At 48.7% G+C, this 17,545-nt stretch carries 18 protein-coding genes and 4 tRNA genes; 4 read left to right on the top strand and 18 right to left on the bottom strand.

All coding sequences use genetic code 11. The annotated features are described in order from the left end of the window. Positions 1 to 6: 6 nt before the first annotated feature. The 11 genes from rplA to birA all read right to left on the bottom strand — a co-directional run bounded on the left by rplA (position 7) and on the right by birA (position 5,761). On the bottom strand, positions 7 to 702 hold the full coding sequence (rplA, locus tag MJO57_RS06280) for a 50S ribosomal protein L1 (protein ID WP_252023796.1): 696 nt from the start codon (positions 700 to 702) through the stop codon (positions 7 to 9). Continuing rightward, positions 702 to 1,136 (bottom strand): 50S ribosomal protein L11, encoded by a 435-nt coding sequence (gene rplK / locus MJO57_RS06275; protein WP_020581778.1) that lies wholly within the window; start codon positions 1,134 to 1,136, stop codon positions 702 to 704. Before rplK ends, rplA begins: the two co-directional genes overlap by 1 nt. A gap of 320 nt (positions 1,137 to 1,456) precedes the next feature. After that, the gene (gene nusG, locus MJO57_RS06270) at positions 1,457 to 1,990 is read right to left on the bottom strand and encodes a transcription termination/antitermination protein NusG (protein WP_101748382.1); all 534 of its coding nucleotides are present in this window, start codon (positions 1,988 to 1,990) and stop codon (positions 1,457 to 1,459) included. 12 nt (positions 1,991 to 2,002) lie between these two features. Beyond that, positions 2,003 to 2,371: a preprotein translocase subunit SecE gene (gene secE / locus MJO57_RS06265; protein WP_252023795.1), complete on the bottom strand. Its 369-nt coding sequence runs from the start codon at positions 2,369 to 2,371 to the stop codon at positions 2,003 to 2,005. An 87-nt stretch (positions 2,372 to 2,458) separates the two neighbouring features. After that, positions 2,459 to 2,534 (bottom strand) — tRNA-Trp (locus MJO57_RS06260). A gap of 132 nt (positions 2,535 to 2,666) precedes the next feature. Further along, positions 2,667 to 2,742: transfer RNA gene (locus tag MJO57_RS06255), tRNA-Thr, on the bottom strand. A 32-nt stretch (positions 2,743 to 2,774) separates the two neighbouring features. Then, a tRNA-Gly gene (locus MJO57_RS06250) sits at positions 2,775 to 2,848 on the bottom strand. Between the two features lie 122 nt (positions 2,849 to 2,970). After that, positions 2,971 to 3,054 (bottom strand) — tRNA-Tyr (locus MJO57_RS06245). Between the two features lie 176 nt (positions 3,055 to 3,230). Further along, positions 3,231 to 3,938 carry an SPOR domain-containing protein gene (locus tag MJO57_RS06240; protein ID WP_252023794.1) on the bottom strand — a complete coding sequence of 236 codons (708 nt, stop codon included), beginning with the start codon at positions 3,936 to 3,938 and terminating at the stop codon, positions 3,231 to 3,233. A gap of 1 nt (position 3,939) precedes the next feature. Continuing rightward, on the bottom strand, positions 3,940 to 4,752 hold the full coding sequence (locus tag MJO57_RS06235) for a type III pantothenate kinase (protein WP_252023793.1): 813 nt from the start codon (positions 4,750 to 4,752) through the stop codon (positions 3,940 to 3,942). 1 nt (position 4,753) lies between these two features. Next, on the bottom strand, positions 4,754 to 5,761 hold the full coding sequence (birA, locus tag MJO57_RS06230) for a bifunctional biotin--[acetyl-CoA-carboxylase] ligase/biotin operon repressor BirA (RefSeq protein ID WP_252023792.1): 1,008 nt from the start codon (positions 5,759 to 5,761) through the stop codon (positions 4,754 to 4,756). A gap of 158 nt (positions 5,762 to 5,919) precedes the next feature. Here birA and MJO57_RS06225 point away from each other — a divergent pair, with 158 nt between their 5' ends. Next, entirely contained in the window at positions 5,920 to 7,017 is a 1,098-nt protein-coding gene (locus MJO57_RS06225; protein ID WP_252023791.1) for a histidinol-phosphate transaminase, read from the top strand. A 14-nt stretch (positions 7,018 to 7,031) separates the two neighbouring features. Here the strand turns inward: MJO57_RS06225 and MJO57_RS06220 are convergent, their stop codons facing one another. Further along, positions 7,032 to 7,706 carry a phosphohydrolase gene (locus MJO57_RS06220; RefSeq protein ID WP_252023790.1) on the bottom strand — a complete coding sequence of 225 codons (675 nt, stop codon included), beginning with the start codon at positions 7,704 to 7,706 and terminating at the stop codon, positions 7,032 to 7,034. Between the two features lie 106 nt (positions 7,707 to 7,812). Continuing rightward, positions 7,813 to 8,313 (bottom strand): GNAT family N-acetyltransferase, encoded by a 501-nt coding sequence (locus tag MJO57_RS06215; RefSeq protein ID WP_252023789.1) that lies wholly within the window; start codon positions 8,311 to 8,313, stop codon positions 7,813 to 7,815. Between the two features lie 411 nt (positions 8,314 to 8,724). Here MJO57_RS06215 and MJO57_RS06210 point away from each other — a divergent pair, with 411 nt between their 5' ends. Further along, positions 8,725 to 9,753 (top strand): DUF523 and DUF1722 domain-containing protein, encoded by a 1,029-nt coding sequence (locus MJO57_RS06210; RefSeq protein WP_252023788.1) that lies wholly within the window; start codon positions 8,725 to 8,727, stop codon positions 9,751 to 9,753. 43 nt (positions 9,754 to 9,796) lie between these two features. Continuing rightward, positions 9,797 to 10,210, top strand: a complete 414-nt coding sequence (locus MJO57_RS06205) for a hotdog fold thioesterase (RefSeq protein WP_252023787.1) — start codon at positions 9,797 to 9,799, stop codon at positions 10,208 to 10,210. A 3-nt stretch (positions 10,211 to 10,213) separates the two neighbouring features. Here MJO57_RS06205 and MJO57_RS06200 read toward each other — a convergent pair whose 3' ends face one another. The 3 genes from MJO57_RS06200 to rbsK form a co-directional block, all read right to left on the bottom strand. Further along, positions 10,214 to 11,728 carry an IS66 family transposase gene (locus MJO57_RS06200; RefSeq protein ID WP_252017330.1) on the bottom strand — a complete coding sequence of 505 codons (1,515 nt, stop codon included), beginning with the start codon at positions 11,726 to 11,728 and terminating at the stop codon, positions 10,214 to 10,216. 298 nt (positions 11,729 to 12,026) lie between these two features. After that, the gene (tal, locus tag MJO57_RS06195) at positions 12,027 to 13,004 is read right to left on the bottom strand and encodes a transaldolase (RefSeq protein WP_252023786.1); all 978 of its coding nucleotides are present in this window, start codon (positions 13,002 to 13,004) and stop codon (positions 12,027 to 12,029) included. Between the two features lie 113 nt (positions 13,005 to 13,117). Then, positions 13,118 to 14,053, bottom strand: coding sequence for a ribokinase (rbsK, locus tag MJO57_RS06190; protein WP_256493326.1), 936 nt, complete (start codon positions 14,051 to 14,053; stop codon positions 13,118 to 13,120). Positions 14,054 to 14,133: 80 nt separating this feature from the next. Here rbsK and MJO57_RS06185 point away from each other — a divergent pair, with 80 nt between their 5' ends. Continuing rightward, on the top strand, positions 14,134 to 15,651 hold the full coding sequence (locus MJO57_RS06185) for an IS1182 family transposase (RefSeq protein ID WP_252017502.1): 1,518 nt from the start codon (positions 14,134 to 14,136) through the stop codon (positions 15,649 to 15,651). A 311-nt stretch (positions 15,652 to 15,962) separates the two neighbouring features. Here MJO57_RS06185 and MJO57_RS06180 read toward each other — a convergent pair whose 3' ends face one another. Both MJO57_RS06180 and trpS read right to left on the bottom strand, forming a co-directional pair. Further along, the gene (locus MJO57_RS06180) at positions 15,963 to 16,421 is read right to left on the bottom strand and encodes a hypothetical protein (protein ID WP_252023782.1); all 459 of its coding nucleotides are present in this window, start codon (positions 16,419 to 16,421) and stop codon (positions 15,963 to 15,965) included. Between the two features lie 60 nt (positions 16,422 to 16,481). Beyond that, the gene (gene trpS / locus MJO57_RS06175; RefSeq protein WP_252023780.1) at positions 16,482 to 17,492 is read right to left on the bottom strand and encodes a tryptophan--tRNA ligase; all 1,011 of its coding nucleotides are present in this window, start codon (positions 17,490 to 17,492) and stop codon (positions 16,482 to 16,484) included. Positions 17,493 to 17,545 lie beyond the last annotated feature (53 nt).

Here is a 17,545-nt window from a genome sequence, read left to right as displayed (position 1 = left end):
ACCGTCTTAGGCAGAAAGAGAAGACATGTCGATAGTCAGACCCGGACCCATGGTAGAGGACAGGGTAACTTTCTTCATGTAAACGCCTTTGCTGGAAGAAGGCTTCAGCTTCTTCAGATCAACCAGCAGAGCTTCGACGTTCTGCTTCAGGGCAGCCGCTTCAAAGTCGATCTTACCAACACCAGCGTGGATGATACCGTTCTTGTCAGTACGGTAACGAACCTGACCAGCCTTGGCGTTTTTAACCGCTTCAGCAACGTTAGGTGTTACAGTACCAACCTTAGGGTTAGGCATCAGGCCGCGTGGACCAAGGATCTGACCCAGCTGACCAACAACGCGCATCGCATCCGGAGAAGCGATGACTACGTCAAAATCCATCTGACCCACTTTAACCTGTTCAGCCAGATCTTCCATACCAACCACTTCAGCACCAGCTTCTTTAGCCGCTTCAGCATTAGCACCCTGGGTAAACACAGCGACGCGAACATCTTTACCAGTACCGTTAGGCAGTACAGTAGAGCCACGAACGACCTGGTCAGATTTACGAGGATCCACACCCAGATTCACAGAAACTTCGATCGTTTCCTTGAACTTGACGCTGGAAATCTCTTTCAGCAGGCTGGCCGCCTCTTCAAAGCCGTAGGACTTGGTAGAGTCGATCTTTTCAGCGATCAGTTTTGCACGCTTTGATAACTTAGCCATTACTCAACACCCTCCACGATCAGACCCATGGAACGAGCTGAACCAGCAATGGTACGTACCGCTGCGTCTTCGTCAGCAGCCGTCAGATCAGGCTCTTTGATCTTGGCAACTTCAAGCAGTTGCTCGCGAGTCACAGTACCGACTTTCTCGGTATTTGGACGGCCAGAACCTTTTTTCAGCTTCAGAGTCTTCATCAGCAGAACAGAGGCAGGCGGAGTCTTGGTTTCGAAAGTGAAACTGCGGTCGCTGTATACAGTAATAACAACAGGAATCGGCATGCCAGCATCCATTTTCTGGGTGCTTGCATTAAATGCCTTACAGAATTCCATGATGTTTACACCGTGCTGGCCCAGGGCAGGACCAACAGGTGGAGATGGGTTCGCCTGTCCAGCAGGCACTTGAAGCTTAATATAAGCTTGTACTTTCTTGGCCATTTTCAACCTCTACATGGGTCACTGCCTCATCCAACCCTCTTTCCCAGACCCCTCCTACACAAGGAATCCCAAAAAGAAAAAGGATCAAACTCCACGGCTACCCGTCTACAAAGCGCGGTAGTTTACAGAAATCATCCCGAAAGCACCAGCGCAAAAACACTTAAGACAATTGCAATTTTCACAATTATCTCTTTTGAGCAAAAACAAGGGAAAAGCAAATAGAGAAAAGAACACAGCCCTACCTCAGATCCCATCCCCTGAAAATACAAAACCCCGCTACCAGAACTGGAAAACGGGGCAACAAGATCAATCCGATCAGCTTAAACTTTTTCGACCTGGCCAAACTCAAGCTCTACAGGCGTTGAGCGACCAAAAATCATTACCGCAACCTGAAGACGACTTTTCTCGTAGTTAACACCCTCTACCACACCATTAAAGTCGGCAAAAGGACCTTCAATAACACGAACCATCTCACCAGGCTCAAACAACGTCTTGGGTCTTGGAGCCTCTGCACCTTCGTGCACACGTCGAAGTATCGCGTCTGCTTCCTTCTCAGTGATCGGCGCCGGTTTATCGGCTGTACCACCAATAAAGCCCATAACACGAGGGGTATCTTTAATGAGATGCCAGGAGTCTTCGTTCATTTCCATCTGGACTAACACATAGCCCGGAAAGAACTTTCTTTCACTCTTGCGCTTCTGGCCGTTCTTAATCTCTACCACTTCCTCGGTAGGCACCAGAATTTCACCAAAATACTCTTCCATACCAAGACGCTTGATACGCTCATTCAAAGAGCGCAACACCTGCTTCTCGTATCCAGAGTAGGCATGAACCACATACCAACGTTTCGCCATGTCCTGTCCCTATCAAATCAGGCTGCTGACCATCCAGCCTAGCAGAGAATCGAGCCCCCACAAAACAAGACCCATCACCAACACGACAGCAACAACCACTAGCGTGGTCTGCACTGTTTCCTGACGAGTAGGCCAGACAACCTTGCGAATCTCGGTTTTGGCATCCTTCAACAGCGTCCAGAAGGCACCACCCTTAACAGTCTGCAAAGCAACAATCCCGGCTACCGCAGCAATTACCAGCAGGCCAACAACCCTGAGCAGGATGGACTCAGCAGAGAAATAATAATTACCGTAAACAGCAATAGCGACCAGAAACGCCACAAGGCCCCACTTGAGACCATCCAGACGACCCGCAGTCGCAATTTCAGAATTTCCACTCATCAGCTTGATTTTCTCTATCTAGGCTTTCTATAAAGACCTTTAAAAGACTTTTGAGAACAAGCACCACAAGAGCTTGATCACTGGAAATGGCAGGCCAGGAGGGAATCGAACCCCCAACCCCCGGTTTTGGAGACCGGTGCTCTACCAATTGAACTACTGGCCTAAATCCTTATCACCCTGAACTCAGGACTGACGAATTATAATCATCATCAGCCGATCTGAAAAGCATTGCAACTTAACGAATGCAAAAAAGCGATCAGAATCCGAAAAAAAAGAGACTAATGCCTCTCAAAAATGGAGCTCTTAACCGGAATTGAACCGGTGACCTCATCCTTACCAAGGATGCGCTCTACCGACTGAGCTATAAGAGCAATTATTAGAAACAAATAAGTAAAGAAAAAACTGGAGCGGGTAGCGGGAATCGAACCCGCATCATCAGCTTGGAAGGCTGAGGTTCTACCATTGAACTATACCCGCGTAAACAAACCTTTGTTTATGCAGAAGCTTCCATTCACCCAATAAAGAATACAAAAGAAGCCATCAGTCTCCAAGCATTAAGAATGCCTACCATGAGCCGCTCAATACCAGGAAATACAATCTGGTGGTGGGGGCTGGATTCGAACCAGCGAAGCTTTCGCGTCAGATTTACAGTCTGATCCCTTTGGCCACTCGGGAACCCCACCAGATGCTGCGACATTTTATTCAGGAAGTTATGATTGTCAAGCCAACCTTTTTTTGAGGACAATCCAGTTTTACTGATTACCTTTCATATCCCGGTCTGGCTAACTGTCTCCCTGAGCAGCGAGGCGTATACTAGAGAAACTCTTGGTCCGTTGCAATGCTTTTACCTCACTTTTTTCTATCCTGCATTTTTCTTGCAGGTCGTTGTTAACTTTTCCAGTTCAGGAAACTGGTCAGCTGCTTTATCCCAGAATGACTCGCTCAACTTTCCCCCTGCTGCAGCATCCATCTCTAGCCACCATTGTTCCGGAACCCTGGGCAGAGACTTGATCGCAACATCATACCCTGCATCCATTAAACGACGACCTACTGATTTTGCAGATTCACTGCGCGAAAAAAGCCCAAGCGATATCCCGTTAGCCAGCTCACCCTGAGTAATCACAAAGCTGTCAATCCTCTGAGCCTGAAGCTCTCTTAACAGCCGTGTCGCTGCATCCCTGCTGGCCAGTGGCGGTATATGAACCCAGTAATCTTCCTGCTGACTGTTTTCATCCGCACGCTCTTTACTACTGACACCAATAGCAAAGAGGCGCTGCTGCAGTTCGTCTAACTCCACCACATTGGCAAAAGGCCCGACAATCAGACACTCCCGGACAGTCCTCTGCGAATCAAGTGATGCGTTCAACGCAGGCTGAACCTCAGCCTGATTCCGAAGAGACTGAAGATAATCATCAGTTTCAGTTAACAAAACCAGTCGCTCACCAGAGGCTTCTGTATACGCATCATCACTCTCAGGGAGCCAGTAACCGACCCTGGACTCCTGCCAGCACCCCCAGGCAAAGTAACTGATGTTGGCAAACACAAGAAATATCACAGTCAAACGCATCTTATCTAACGGTGTTACCCTGCCCCTCCTCTTCGAAAGCCAGTGCCAGACCATCCATCACCAATGCGGGATGATGGTAACACTCACTCTGGATATACGGCTGAATCAAAGCAGCATCCCCCCCCGTGAGATAAACCGTACACTCTTTTCCACCCTTTCCACCCTTTCCACCCTTTCCACCCTTTCCACCAACCGCTTTATACCGTGCCTGTTGTGTATTTATCATCGATACGGCCATGGCCAGAATACCGTTATTGATGCACTCAGCGCTGCTTGCTCCTGGCATCATCGTTAACGCATCAGCTTCAACCATAGGAAGCTGAGCCGTCTTGCTGTGCAGCATACTCTTCATCAAGCCAACCCCCGGCACAATATATCCACCCAGGTGGTTACCACTACCGCTCAATAGGTCAATGGTAATAGCTGTGCCACAGCTCACAATTAATTTATTAGAGCGCTCTTTATTATTCTCAGCCCCATCCACATGGTGTGTAGCAAGCATAGCCAACCAACGATCAACCCCCAGGCCAGGATAAGCGACCTGAACCCCTCGCCACTGCTCTTTAACCTCGGCCTTTAACAGGGATACATTAAAATGCTGATCAACAGCAGCTCTGAGCAGCGCAAAACGCTCATCACCAGAGACAATGGATGCCCTGGCAGAATCAATCTGCCCGATTTGATCCAACAGCCCGGGCAGCTCGCACTGCCAGTCTTCGCTATTGGCCAGAAAGCCATGGGAAGTGATCAGGCCCTTATTCAGAAGTCGCCATTTTAATCGGCTATTGCCTGCATCCAGCTCCAGAATTCTCATTTTATTCGCTCTTACCACACCGGCGCTTTTCAGGTGTCATCGCCCTTAACGAAACCTCACCGCCATTGAAAATAATCATGCCTTCACCGGTCTTCAATAACAGTCCACCATGGCCATTAACCCCTGAAGCCACGCCAAAAACCGTTTTGCCCGACGCGTCCAGGACAACATCCTGCGCGGCAAATGCATCATATTGCTCCCACTGTTCTTTAAAATAGCCAAACCCTTGTTGGCTGAAGATATCCAGGGTACGGCACAACTCATTAATCAGCTCACTGGCTACCCGGTTGCGACTCACTGTGGAGCCACAGACACGTTGCATATCCACTGCCGGCTGGTTAATACTGTTGATATGCTCCGGGCTCAAGGCAATATTGACGCCAATACCGATGATCACCTCACAATCTCCGGTAGGATCTCCATGAACTTCCAGCAGGATTCCACTCAGTTTCTTAAAACCGTTTGCAGAGCTCCACAACACATCATTAGGCCACTTCAACCGGAGATGACTACCTTCGCAACGCTCAAGCGCTTTCAGTACACCCAGCCCAATCGCCAGACTCAACCCTTCCAGGGATGCCATACCCGCACGGTAAAACCAGCGCACAGACAGACTGATGGTAGAACCAAACGGGTTACTCCAGGATCTGCCCCGACGTCCACGGCCGTTGGACTGATATTCTGCCAGGCACACCGTTTTTATTAAGGGACCGGCAACTGGAATCGCTCTGACCAGATCATTGGTAGACCCTGTTTTCAAACAAGTATGGACAACGACTGCCTTTTGGACAGATGGGTCCAGAGCATGGAGAATACGTTCACTATCCAGCAGCTCAATCCCGGGATGCAGCCGGTACCCCCTGCCTTTGACTGAATCAATCTGAAGACCCAGCTGCTCAAGCATTTTCAGCTTTTTCCAGATTGCTGTGCGACTGATGCCCAATACACTACCCAGAGCTTCACCTGAGTGAAAACCGCCATCAGCCAGAAGTTCTAATACCTTTTCCATTTATCGGAAGTCCGGATATCTGTCAGGAAACTGACTAGTATATCAGGCCAGGCCATTTAACGGACCCGGCATCTTTCTGATAGCTTCACCCGGGAACTCTGCCCTATACTGCGTGCTCTCCAGATACCGACAACAACAGATGGATCAGGGAAACGCAAATGAATATTTTCAAGTCCCACATCATTCAGATGATCGCTTATGTGCCACCGCTTGAAGGCAGAAACCCTCATCACCATCTGCTGCTGGACTTCAATGAGAGAACACGGCCCGTCAGTGAGCATGTCAAACAGGCACTGATAAACTACATCAGTGAGGATCGTTTGCAGGTTTATCCATCCTATGGCGACCTGACCCGGAAAATTGCCGACTATGCTGGCATCAATGAACCCCAGGTAATGATCACCAATGGGTCTGACCAGGGAATTGACATCATTATCCGTGCCGCCTGTACCGAAGGCGATGAAATCATCATCCCGGTTCCGACCTTCGCGATGTACCACCAATGTGCCAGAATTGCCAAGCTGAACGTTGTTGAGCCTGAATACACACGGGAAACCGGCTTCCCGGTTAGCGCCCTGTTGGACGCAATCACACCCAAAACCCGGCTGATTGTCATCGCAAACCCCAATAACCCCAGCGGCACCCGAATACATCGTAACGATATTCTGACCATTGCCAGATCCGCACCGGATATCGCCCTGCTGGTTGATGAGTGCTACTTTGAATATTCTCAGGAAACTGTCGCTGATGCGGTGATGGAATACCCGAATATTCTGATCACACGCACCTTCTCGAAAACCTGGGGCCTGCCTTCCATTCGGCTGGGCTACGTGATCAGCCACCCTGATAATATACGTGCATTACTGAATATTCGTGGTCCTTATGATGTTAACCAGTTTGCCGCCGTTGCCATCAGTGCCGCCCTGGATCACCCGGAGTATACCCATCAGTACGTCAGGGAAGTCATGGAAGAATCCAAACCGTTGTTTGAGCAGTTCCTTGATCAACAGGCCATTCCCTATTGGCCCAGTTCGGCTAATTTTATCTGGGCATTTCCGGATAATCCTGATGTCATCGAACAGCACTTGCGCCGCCATGGCATTCTTGTTCGCCCCAGGTCTGACCAGAGCGGACACAAAGGCCTGAGAATAACACTTGGTGATATTGCTCAGACCCGGCAGCTGGTAGACAGGATTCAGGAGGGACTTTCTATCGCCGGAGCCGGGATGATGAAGGTGCCTCTCCCGAAAAAGTAGTACCGGAGGCCCTGTCAGGTGTAATCACCATCCAGTTCTTTGAGTAACTTGTCCATATATTCCCTGAGATAATCAGAATTCCGCTCTGCCATCCTGCGTCCGGCAGTTGTCTGCATGGTTTCTGACAGTTTTAACAGTTTTACCTGAAAGTGATCCAGAGCGTATTCACGGTCATCAAGCCCCCGATGCTTCGCCAGCGGGTCTTCAGGGTCGAACATTTTCCGCCGCAGGAGGCCTGAGGTATAAAAAACCCGGGCCAGCCCGATAGCCCCCAGAGCCTCCATCCGATCAGCATCCTGTACCACTTTTGCTTCGATCGTTTCGGGTACAATACCGGCGGAATAGCTGTGACTTTCTACTGAGTGACATACGTTCTCAATCAATTCACAGGGAAATCCCATATCCTCAAGGCAAGCTCTGGTCTTCAGGGCAGCGAGCGACGATGCCCTGAACCTCTCAGGATGGTCCTTGGGCAAAACCACAATATCGTGGAAGTAGCAGGCAGCCAGAACAACCAGACGATTCACAGGCATTGGCTCCTGATCCATTATCTGCTGCGCAGTCTTCCAGACACGCTGAAAATGGGAAAAGTCGTGGGAATCGTCATCATGGTTATGATTCAAGGATTGTAGTCGGACGATAATTTTCCGTTCCCAACTACTCAGGGTGTCGATACTGCTATTGCTCATGGGTTCAAAAAAAATAGTGACTGGAAGGAAATAAGTAGAAGCACTGATAATGGTGCAAAAAAATTGTGCTGCAACTATATGAGATGAGCTGTTTTCAGCCAATAATTCATATTGGCGATTGTATGCGATAACGCGCAACAGTACAGGTACTCCACCCTTCGAAGCGGTCAAGGGTCATTCCCAGTTGCTGCATGACACCTTGGGCAAATTCATTACTGGGTGTGATGTAAGAAATAATCTCTTCTATGCCCAACTGGTTAAACCCAAATTGCGTCACGGCCTCAACAGCTTCAAGTACTAACCCCTGACCACGGTAAGCGGGTAAAAAACGCCAGCTCATTTCAATATGCTTGCCATAGGGGGAAAAGCCACAGTACCCAATCAGCTGATTATTCTCCTTGAATACCACCGCCCAACGAGACCATCCCCATTTATCAAGCTCAACCTGATAGCGCCACAGCTCCGTTTCTGCAAGACTTCCGGGCTCTGTCGCCATGGCATCTGAAGCACGGGCAGGCGCTTCGCCCAGCAGAGCAGAGTATGCATCCACATCCTGTAGTTGCCAGGTACGGAGTATTAGACGGGGCGTATCAGTAACAATCAGCACGGTAAAACAGTCTCCAGAAACTTAACTCCAATTAAACGATTGCGCCGACATTTGGACAGTTAGATGATCTTAAAAGTTCTCACTAAATAGATAGCCTGATTAATACAACTGACTGATTTACTGATGTAAATATCAAGAACAGCGATTGCCATCATAATACAGAAAAATTACGCCAATAACTTAACAGACAAAATCTCAACCCAGACGACCTGATGATCAGGCAACGGCGAAAAGTGCTTTAAGCTGCAACCTGTTGCAAATAGATAATGATTTCAAAGGCTACACAAATTCCTCTGCGGGTATTAGTGTGCTCAGATAGTCAAAAGTTCCCTGATCAAATAAACCAGAAACTGCTGGTAACCGGCAATATTCGTTAGTACTGTGTTTTTAACGTAAAGTGGAGAACAACAAGTGGCTATTGTTACCTTGCCCGAGCCTGAAAAACAGATCACACTGGGTATCAGTTCCTGTCTTTTAGGCCATAAAGTACGTTATAACGGGGGGCACAAGCGCTCATCATTTTGCGTAAACACCCTGGATAATTTCTTCCATTTTGAGCCGGTCTGCCCGGAAATGGCCATAGGATTGGGGACTCCGAGAGAACCTATTCGCCTGGTCGGGGAGTTGGCTGCAACATCGCAAATATCCGGACAAAGCTCATCGTCTGCGCCGGACAAACAACTGGAAGTCCGGGTAGTTGGTACTGAAGATGCCAGCCTGGATGTCACTGACGCATTGACGCAGTATGGCCATCAGATGTCTTCACAACTCGCGCATATCGGTGGCTATATTCTGATGCAAAAGTCGCCCAGCTGTGGAATGGAACGGGTTAAGGTATACCATGAAAATGGCCATCCACTGGGTGAAAGTGCTCCCGGGGCCTATGCCCGGGCATTCATGGAGAAAAACCCGCTGCTGCCCGTAGAAGAAGAGGGCAGACTTCACGACCCGATTCTCTGTGAAAATTTTTTCACCCGCGTTTACGCCTACGATTGCTGGCAAAAAACCGTATTGGCAGCACCATCCTATGCCGCACTGGCCGACTTTCACGCTACCCACAAGTATATGATCATGGCTCATTATCCCCAGGGGTATGAATTACTGGGCCAAGTTGTGGCCAAAGGCAGCAAAGTGTCTCTTGAAGCATTGCTGGGGGAATATCTGCTCAGCTTTATGAGCGCCCTTAAACGACGTGCCAACCGCAAATCTCACACCAACGCCATGATGCATATTCTCGGATATGTTAAAAAGAGCGTCGATGGCAAAGAGAGGAACCAGCTTCTCAAGCTGATTGAAGAGTACCGTCAGGAAATGGTGCCTCTTATTGCACCAATGTCCATGCTTCGATGCTTCATCGAAAGTCATGGAAATGAATACATTCAACGACAAACCTACCTGAATCCTCACCCGGATCAGCTGGGCTTGCGAAACCGGATCTAACCAGTAACCGGATCTCTCAATTAACGAGGAGAAAAGAACCAGGATGTCGATCTGGAAAAGACCTTTTAACCCTGAATCAGCGGTGTTCAGGGAGAATATGTGCGACCATGTGGGTATTGAGATTACCGACATTGGCGATGACTTTCTGCGTGGCACCATGCCAGTTGATCGCAGAACCATTCAGCCCATGGGGCTGCTTCATGGTGGAGCCTCTGTGGTTCTCGCGGAAACACTGGGCAGCATTGCCGCGAACCTGAGCTGTGAGGACGGAACCTACTGCGTTGGCCTGGAGATTAACGCAAATCATCTGCGCTCTGTGACATCGGGCAAAGTGACCGGCACAAGTCGGCCAATTCATATCGGGCGCAGTACTCAGGTATGGGAAATCAAAATTGAGGATGAACAGGGCAGGCCTACCTGTATTTCCCGCATTACTATGGCAACCAAAAAAATGTAGTAACTATTCAGCACTGAGCAAAGGCATATTACAGTAATTCCGAACAGCTCTATGAAGTGATTGATATATGTCCATTCCCTGTTTTCTGGCAGACGACAAATAGCTGCGAATCCGTGCAAACATAGAACCACCGTCTGCACTCCTGAAGCAGCCTGAGATTTTCTGCTTTAACTTGGCCATTCGAACATCCCGCTCACTGCCATTGTTATCGAAGGGAATGGTAAAATCTGACATGAAGCGCAGTGTCTCAGCCTTGAACTCAGTGAGTCGTTTGAAGAGATTGTAAGCTTTAGTATTCTTGACTTTCTTGCGCTTAAGCTCCTCTCGTTGCTTCTCCATATAGACGACTTCTTTCATTAGAGCCCGCTGAAGCAACCGGTCATAAATCTTCTCGATTCGTTCACAGACAACACTTGGCATCTGTAGCATACCTATGGTCTTAAAGCCCTTGCAGTAATGCCAGGAAAGCCTCAGTAGCTTCATCAATCGCAACGCCAGTTGATTGCTGTCCCTATCAACAACACCCAAAAGCTCCCTCAGGTGATGGGCATTGCAAAGTACGTGAGTTGCCGCATATGCAAAATAGGATTTCCAATGATCATGAACCAGAACGCCTGCAAATGTTAGCAGTATGCCCATCGTGTCCATGGCCTCACGACCTCGCTTTTCAGACAAGTAGTAGAGCGTCCATTGTTCATCCCGCATAACGTGTAGCCAGTGCAAAGAGCCCTCGGCCCGCATACCCGTTTCATCGGCTCCGGCAACAGACGATTCCCGCAAGGCGTCACGAATAACCTCTTCAGTAGAAGCCAGATTTTCATAGGTTCTGGCCACAAAATTGGCGACAGTGCCTGCACTTACACTCATTTTATAGAGAGTATTAAAATACTCTGACACGCGCTTAAAAGGCAGGAAATGGTATTGGTTAAGATAGACGGCCATAGCCTGTGTGGCTGAGCCATATTGTGCGGCAGCGGTAACACCTTCCGGGAATTCAGCCTGATTCCGACAACCACAAGTGCAGATTTTTACTTCAGCTCTATGGGCCGTTACTTCAAATTCACCCGGTCTCCCTGGTTCAAACACCTGTCGTTCAATATATTTGACCGGCTCACTATCAAGAAGAGACGCCTGACATTTATTGCATTCTTTAACCGGAAGGTACTCAATATAGTCAGGGATATCGACCTGTTTAAGACAAGTGCCCTGATGCCCTTTCTTTCCACCGGCTTTATTACCAGAAGACTGTCTCAGACTTTTAGGATTGGGTTTTTCATCCGATGGATCGGTACCTTTATCTGCGGAAAGGTCGTCAGAATGATCTGGAGAATTACTGTTTTTACAAGGTTTTTGATAACCATCAGACGATGGCGGCTTGCTGCTGTTTTGACTGTTCTTGCCAACCTTTTCTTCCAATTCTCGACATCGCTCTTCCAGACAGGCAACTCTCATCCGCAGCTCTGCATTCTCTTTCAAGAGAATCTCAGCCGACATAGTTGCGGGTAGTTCTGGAATCATGCTGGCGAATATTGTGGAAAAATGGTGCTTAAGAGGATGGTATAAAAATCAGAAAATTCCAGATTTATGTGGGGGTGCTGAACAGTTACAAAATGTAATTACCTTCCTGCCCCGGACTTTCAACTGCCATCGACCTCCGGTGTCCGGGGCCAATCATCTGAAAGCATCAACCAGACTTTGCTCAGGTGATACAGCCGGACGTTCTATCGATCAATCTCAAGGCTATTATCCGTATCTATTTGATAGCGTATACAACCCTGCATTTTTTTACCGGGTTTATCAGTACAGTGCTTTCCTTTTAGAGTGCATCAAGCAACTGTTTTTCCAGCTTAATCTGATCAGCAGTAAAGTTCCGGATGCCCTCGGCCAGTTTTTCTGTCGCCATGGCATCGTCGTTCATCGCCCAGCGAAATGCAGCCTCATCCAGAACCACTTTTTCATCACGACATCCCGGTGAGACAACGGAAGGGTCAGCAAACAATTTTTGTTCCAGCAGCTTGTCTGATGATTCCAGCTGGTCCAGAAGATCCGGACCAATGGTCAGACAGTCACAGCCTGCTAACTCAATAATCTCACCGGTATTTCGGAAGCTGGCTCCCATCACGATGGTTTTATAGCCATGCTGCTTATAATAGTTGTAGATACGGGTAACCGATTGAACGCCCGGATCTTCTGACGCTGAGAAGTCTCTACCTTCTGCTTTTTTGTACCAGTCCAGAATCCGGCCAACAAAGGGTGAGATCAGATAGGCACCGGCATCGGCACAGGCCCGGGCCTGGGCGAAACTGAACAGCAAGGTCAGGTTACAGCGAACGCCTTCTTTTTCCAGGACTTCAGCCGCTCTGATACCTTCCCAGGTAGAGGCAATTTTGATCAGCACTCGTTCACTATCTGCCCCCAGCTGTTGATAAAGATCAATCAGTTGTCTGGCCTTTTGAATCGTCGCATCCGTATCAAATGACAGCCGTGCATCCACTTCCGTTGAAACCAGGCCCGGCACTACCTGCTGGATCTCTTTACCAATACCAACAGTCAACCAGTCGCAGGCATAACGGGCACTTTCCGCTTTGTCTTTGCCATGGTTGCCAGAATGGCTGCGTCCAAAGGCAACGGCTTCATCCAGGAGCGTTTTATACGCCGGTAGCTGAGCAGCTTTTAAAATCAGTGACGGATTGGTCGTCGCATCTACCGGCTGGTATCGACGAATGGCCTCGATATCACCGGTATCGGCCACAACCTTGGTCATTTTTTTTAATTGGTCGAGCTGATTTTGCATACGCCACCTTCTTCCAGCCAACAAACAGGCTGGTTCCTTTATAACCATGCAATAAACGTCAGGCTTCCAGAGTATCCGTATTAACTATTTAAATCAAAGAAATACAAGAATCGTCAGATAGGTGAGACGGCAACCGCATCGGCAATTTCCCGATCGCACTGAATGAACTCCTCAACCTGAAAACGATAGGGAATGGACGCCTGAGAGCCAGCACTCATAACGGAAAGACCCGCACTGGCATTAGCAAAAAAAACAGCGTCCTCCAGAGACTTTCCTTCTGCCAGGGCCACCAGCAACGCACCATTGAAGGTATCACCGGCAGCGGTTGTATCCACTGCTTTAACCGGAAACCCCGGAACGGCCAGCCCCTCAGGCTGGCCTGATGTCATTGACGATAGATAGGCGCCACCCTGCCCCATGGTGATCACAACATCAGTAATACCCTGGTCATGCAGTATGGCAGAAGCCTGTATGGCAGAATTTATGCCTGAGATTTTAATGCCGGTTAACATTTCAGCTTCCGTCTGATTTGGGGTAATCAAATCCACAGGCGGTAGGCCATCAATAGCATATCTGGCCGGTGCAGGGTTCAGAACAATGGCGGTGTTATTTTCCCGGGCAATATGAGCAGCCTGAAGAATGACAGGCTCCGGAACCTCTTGTTGCATAAGCAGATAATTCGCATCAGCAATAAGATGCCGGTTCTGCTCAATACGGTGTTCGCTCAGGCAACCATTGGCACCTGCTGAGACACCAATAATATTTTCGCCGTTGTCGTTAACAAAAATCAGCGCAACCCCGGTTTCCGTATTCACTATTTCTGAAATTGCCGTCGTATCAACACCTTCATCACTCAGTTGCTGCACTATTTCCCGCCCCGGATCATCCGCACCAATGGCTGCCATCATATGAATGTTTCCGCCAAGACGGGCACAGGCTACCGCCTGATTAGCACCCTTGCCTCCCGCCATAATGGTATACGATGAGCCAGTAATGGTTTGACCTGGCTTTGGAAAACAGTCAACCCTCAGCACATGGTCAACATTGATACTGCCTAGGAGGCTGTCCGAGAATAGCCTGATTAAGTATAATCAGGCATCTTCTGCCCACTTTGTTGTTGCCGAAACGGATGTCATCAATCAAATTCAAAGATAACCCTGCTGATTTTGACCAGCACCTGATGTTCCCATCGAACATCTTCGACCTGCTGCCACCAGATCATGATTGCTTCGTTTTTGAAGATATCTTCAAGCATATCGACACCTCTGAAGTGGAAAAGCAGTATCACCATCTTGGCCAGAATGCCTACCACCCACGACTGATTATATCGATCCTGATCTATGCCTATAGCCATGGTGTGTTCAGCTCCAGGGAGATTGAACGGCGCTGCAATCAGGACTTGGCTTTCATGTATATCGCCAAACAGCACTGCCCAAATTTCCGGGTGCTCAGTGACTTTCGTAAAAACCAGGCCACCTTTTTTAAAAGCAGTTTCAAACAGAGCGTGCTGCTCGCCCGGGAACTACAGATGGCCTCGCTGGGCCACATCGCTCTTGATGGTTCCAAATTCAAAGCCGACTCATCAAAGCATAAGGCCATGAGCTACGCACGACTTAAGGCCAAAGAAGCTGAATTAATGGCTGAAGTTGAGGCCCTGATTAAAAAAGCCGAAACCAGTGACAGTGAAGAGGACGATGCTTATCAGCAGGAGACTGGCTACAGCATTCCTGAAGACTTGCAATTCAAGCAGGAACGGTTAGAGAAAATCCAGGAGGCCAAAAAAGCGCTTGAAGAACGGGAACAGGCCCTGAATCCCGATAAGCCGATAGACGACAAAAAGCAAATCAGCTTTGCTGATCATGATGCCAGGATCATGGGTAAAAAAGGCAGTGGCTATCAGTACAGTTATAACGCCCAGATCAGCGTCGACAGCGATAATGGTATCATTGTTGGCCAGCACATCAGCCAGCATGCCAATGACAAGCAGGAAGTAAAGCCTGCACTTGAAGCCATTGCAGAAGCAACAGATAACGCGTCCATTGGCAAAATGAGTGAGGATAATGGCTATTACTCAGGGCCCAACCTGCAAGCGTTTGATGATGCGAACATTGACGCTTACATGGCTACGGATCGACAGGAGAAGCCTGCAACAGAGGGACTGGAAGACTCTGACAGAAAGTTTGTCAAAGCGGATTTTATTTACCATGAAGCAGACGACAGCTTTACCTGCCCTGCCGGTGAGAAGCTGATTTATAACACGGCTAGCAAAGCAAAACACAAAAGCTACCGCGTCAGTAAAGATATCTGCCGGGATTGCCCGTTACGTAAAAGGTGCAGTGGTGACAACAAAGACCCGGGGAAAGTGATTCGCACAGACCGCCACGAAGCCATACGCCAGGCGATGAACCGCAAAATGGAAACCAAAGAGGCCAAAGCGGTTTATGAGCGTCGCAAGGTGATTGCGGAACCGCCTTTTGGCCAAATCAAGAACTCAGGATTCAGAGGGTTCAGTGTCCGGGGTAAGGAAAAAGTGGCTGGAGAATTTTCACTGGTCTGCAGTGCTTATAATTTCAAAAAAATTGTCAAATCGGTTTCAACGGGATCAATCCGTCTTGAAGAAGCAAAAAGGCTTAAAATGGCAGCATAAAGGCAAGCAAAAGGGTAAAAAACGCAATTTTTACCCCAAAACAGGCTAAATTTAGGTCAATATTTGATCAGCCAAGAAAATGCTGAAGCTTTCGTTTTTTCAATAGCTAGTTCTCGGACAGCCTCCTAGTACGAGAATCTGCTTACTCATATCACCACCGGTGAAAATCAGGCTGACAACTCGTAAAGTGTAATTCAAATGTCGTTTAACGCAGGTGGTTTTATTTATAAGGGACAGTCTGAGAAATACTGCGTTCATCAAGATACTGGCGCAGCAGGGGACCCGGCACCTGATGATTCAAGAGTTATGTTTTACTCAAAAAAAGCCTCTTGGATCCGGGTGACATACTCCAGTTCAACCAATTTTTCCAGGGTCCCCCGATAATTAGCCTGATAAGTATCACCAATCACCAGGTACTGTTCCTTACCACACTGTAACCGCCCGGGGGATTCATGGTAGACAATCGCTGTTGGATCAATAGACATCACCTGCCGTGCCGTATTCACGCGTGCCGGAATACAAAACTCATAGCTCAGGGATCGCTTGCCATCAGCTGGCCCATGAAGACCATCGTCATCCAGGCGTGTCAAATCAAAGGTCACCTTCTGCTGAATTTTTTTTTGCTGAGCACTGCCTTTCAGCAGGCCATCCAAATGGCTACAGGCCGACAGTAAAAACGCGCTCAGCACAATGACAAATAATGTTGATGTGTTCATGGGAGTTCCAATCAAGCGATGATGCCTGTCATTATTGCTTTTATTATTCAGCATGGCCTTCCCAAAGGAAAGCCATGCTGGTGGGAACGTTCACCACCAGGAGGCTGCAGAATGTTATGCCAACGGCCTGAGGCCTACGGCTTGACGAATTGACGCCAGGAAAGGAGCAGCTTCGGCCCTGGCCTTGTCAGCTCCCTTAAGCAGCTCTTTTTCGATAAAAGCCGGATCTTCAATCAGGGCGTTGTAACGCTCTCGGGGCGCTTTCAAGTGAGCATTCAGAAACTCAAACAGCTCATTTTTCAAGTCTCCCCAGCCAGCGCCGTCGGCATATTGCTGACGTTTCACCTCGATCCGGGTGGCATCGGCAAATGCCGAGTAGATCTGGAAAAGCGTACAGGTATCCGGGTCTTTCGGCTCGCCCGGTTCCAATGAGTTGGTTTTGATCTTGCGAATCAGCTTAAGCAGTTGCTTTTCAGGCACAAAAAGCGGAATCGTATTATCGTAGCTCTTGCTCATTTTTCGACCATCAAGACCATTGAGAACCGCCGTGGTTTCACCAACCACCGCTTCAGGCAAAACAAATCTGGTCTGGTAATGGTGGTTCATACGCCCGGCGATATCCCGGGCCATCTCAATATGTTGCACCTGATCACGGCCCACCGGCACTTTATGGGCATTGAACATGAGAATATCTGCACTCATCAACACCGGATAGCAGAACAGTCCCATGGTGACCCCCTTGTCGGGATCCGGTTCACCGGCCTCTTCATTGGCCTGAACCGCTGCTTTATAGGCATGGGCACGGTTCATCAGACCTTTGGCCGTCATGCAGCCAAGAATCCAGTTCAGCTCGGCAATCTCCGGAATGTCTGACTGCCGATAGAAGGTCACACGATCCGTATCCAGACCCAGTGCCAGCCAGGTAGCCGCAATCTCCAGCGTAGACTGGTGGATTCGCCTGGGGTCACGGCCTTTGATCAGGGCATGAAAATCGGCCAGAAAGTAGTACGAAGCGATATCGTCACGCCAGCTTTCCTCAATCGCAGGCTTGATAGCCCCCACGTAGTTACCCAGGTGTGGTGTTCCGGTGGTCGTAATACCTGTCAGTACTTTCGTTTTATTCATGAGTTCACTCGCACAGCGACGATGTAACCTGGCCACAACTGCAGACCAGAAAA

The organism is Endozoicomonas sp. SCSIO W0465 (assembly GCF_023716865.1).
Classification (GTDB): domain Bacteria; phylum Pseudomonadota; class Gammaproteobacteria; order Pseudomonadales; family Endozoicomonadaceae; genus Endozoicomonas.
The sequence above is the reverse complement of the archived record's forward strand: the minus strand, read 5'-3'. Positions and strand labels throughout refer to the sequence as shown.

Bases quoted from the DNA above. Each gene is read 5' to 3' on its own strand.
- MJO57_RS06185 (WP_252017502.1), top strand. From the start codon at position 14,134: ATGTCATCAATCAAATTCAAAGATAACCCTGCTGATTTTGACCAGCAC.
- MJO57_RS06225 (WP_252023791.1), top strand. From the start codon at position 5,920: ATGAATATTTTCAAGTCCCACATCATTCAGATGATCGCTTATGTGCCA.
- nusG (WP_101748382.1), bottom strand. From the start codon at position 1,990: ATGGCGAAACGTTGGTATGTGGTTCATGCCTACTCTGGATACGAGAAG.
- MJO57_RS06205 (WP_252023787.1), top strand. From the start codon at position 9,797: ATGTCGATCTGGAAAAGACCTTTTAACCCTGAATCAGCGGTGTTCAGG.
- rplK (WP_020581778.1), bottom strand. From the start codon at position 1,136: ATGGCCAAGAAAGTACAAGCTTATATTAAGCTTCAAGTGCCTGCTGGA.
- MJO57_RS06200 (WP_252017330.1), bottom strand. From the start codon at position 11,728: ATGATTCCAGAACTACCCGCAACTATGTCGGCTGAGATTCTCTTGAAA.
- rplA (WP_252023796.1), bottom strand. From the start codon at position 702: ATGGCTAAGTTATCAAAGCGTGCAAAACTGATCGCTGAAAAGATCGAC.
- MJO57_RS06180 (WP_252023782.1), bottom strand. From the start codon at position 16,421: ATGCTGAATAATAAAAGCAATAATGACAGGCATCATCGCTTGATTGGA.
- secE (WP_252023795.1), bottom strand. From the start codon at position 2,371: ATGAGTGGAAATTCTGAAATTGCGACTGCGGGTCGTCTGGATGGTCTC.
- birA (WP_252023792.1), bottom strand. From the start codon at position 5,761: ATGGAAAAGGTATTAGAACTTCTGGCTGATGGCGGTTTTCACTCAGGT.
- MJO57_RS06240 (WP_252023794.1), bottom strand. From the start codon at position 3,938: ATGCGTTTGACTGTGATATTTCTTGTGTTTGCCAACATCAGTTACTTT.
- trpS (WP_252023780.1), bottom strand. From the start codon at position 17,492: ATGAATAAAACGAAAGTACTGACAGGTATTACGACCACCGGAACACCA.
- MJO57_RS06235 (WP_252023793.1), bottom strand. From the start codon at position 4,752: ATGAGAATTCTGGAGCTGGATGCAGGCAATAGCCGATTAAAATGGCGA.
- tal (WP_252023786.1), bottom strand. From the start codon at position 13,004: ATGCAAAATCAGCTCGACCAATTAAAAAAAATGACCAAGGTTGTGGCC.
- MJO57_RS06220 (WP_252023790.1), bottom strand. From the start codon at position 7,706: ATGAGCAATAGCAGTATCGACACCCTGAGTAGTTGGGAACGGAAAATT.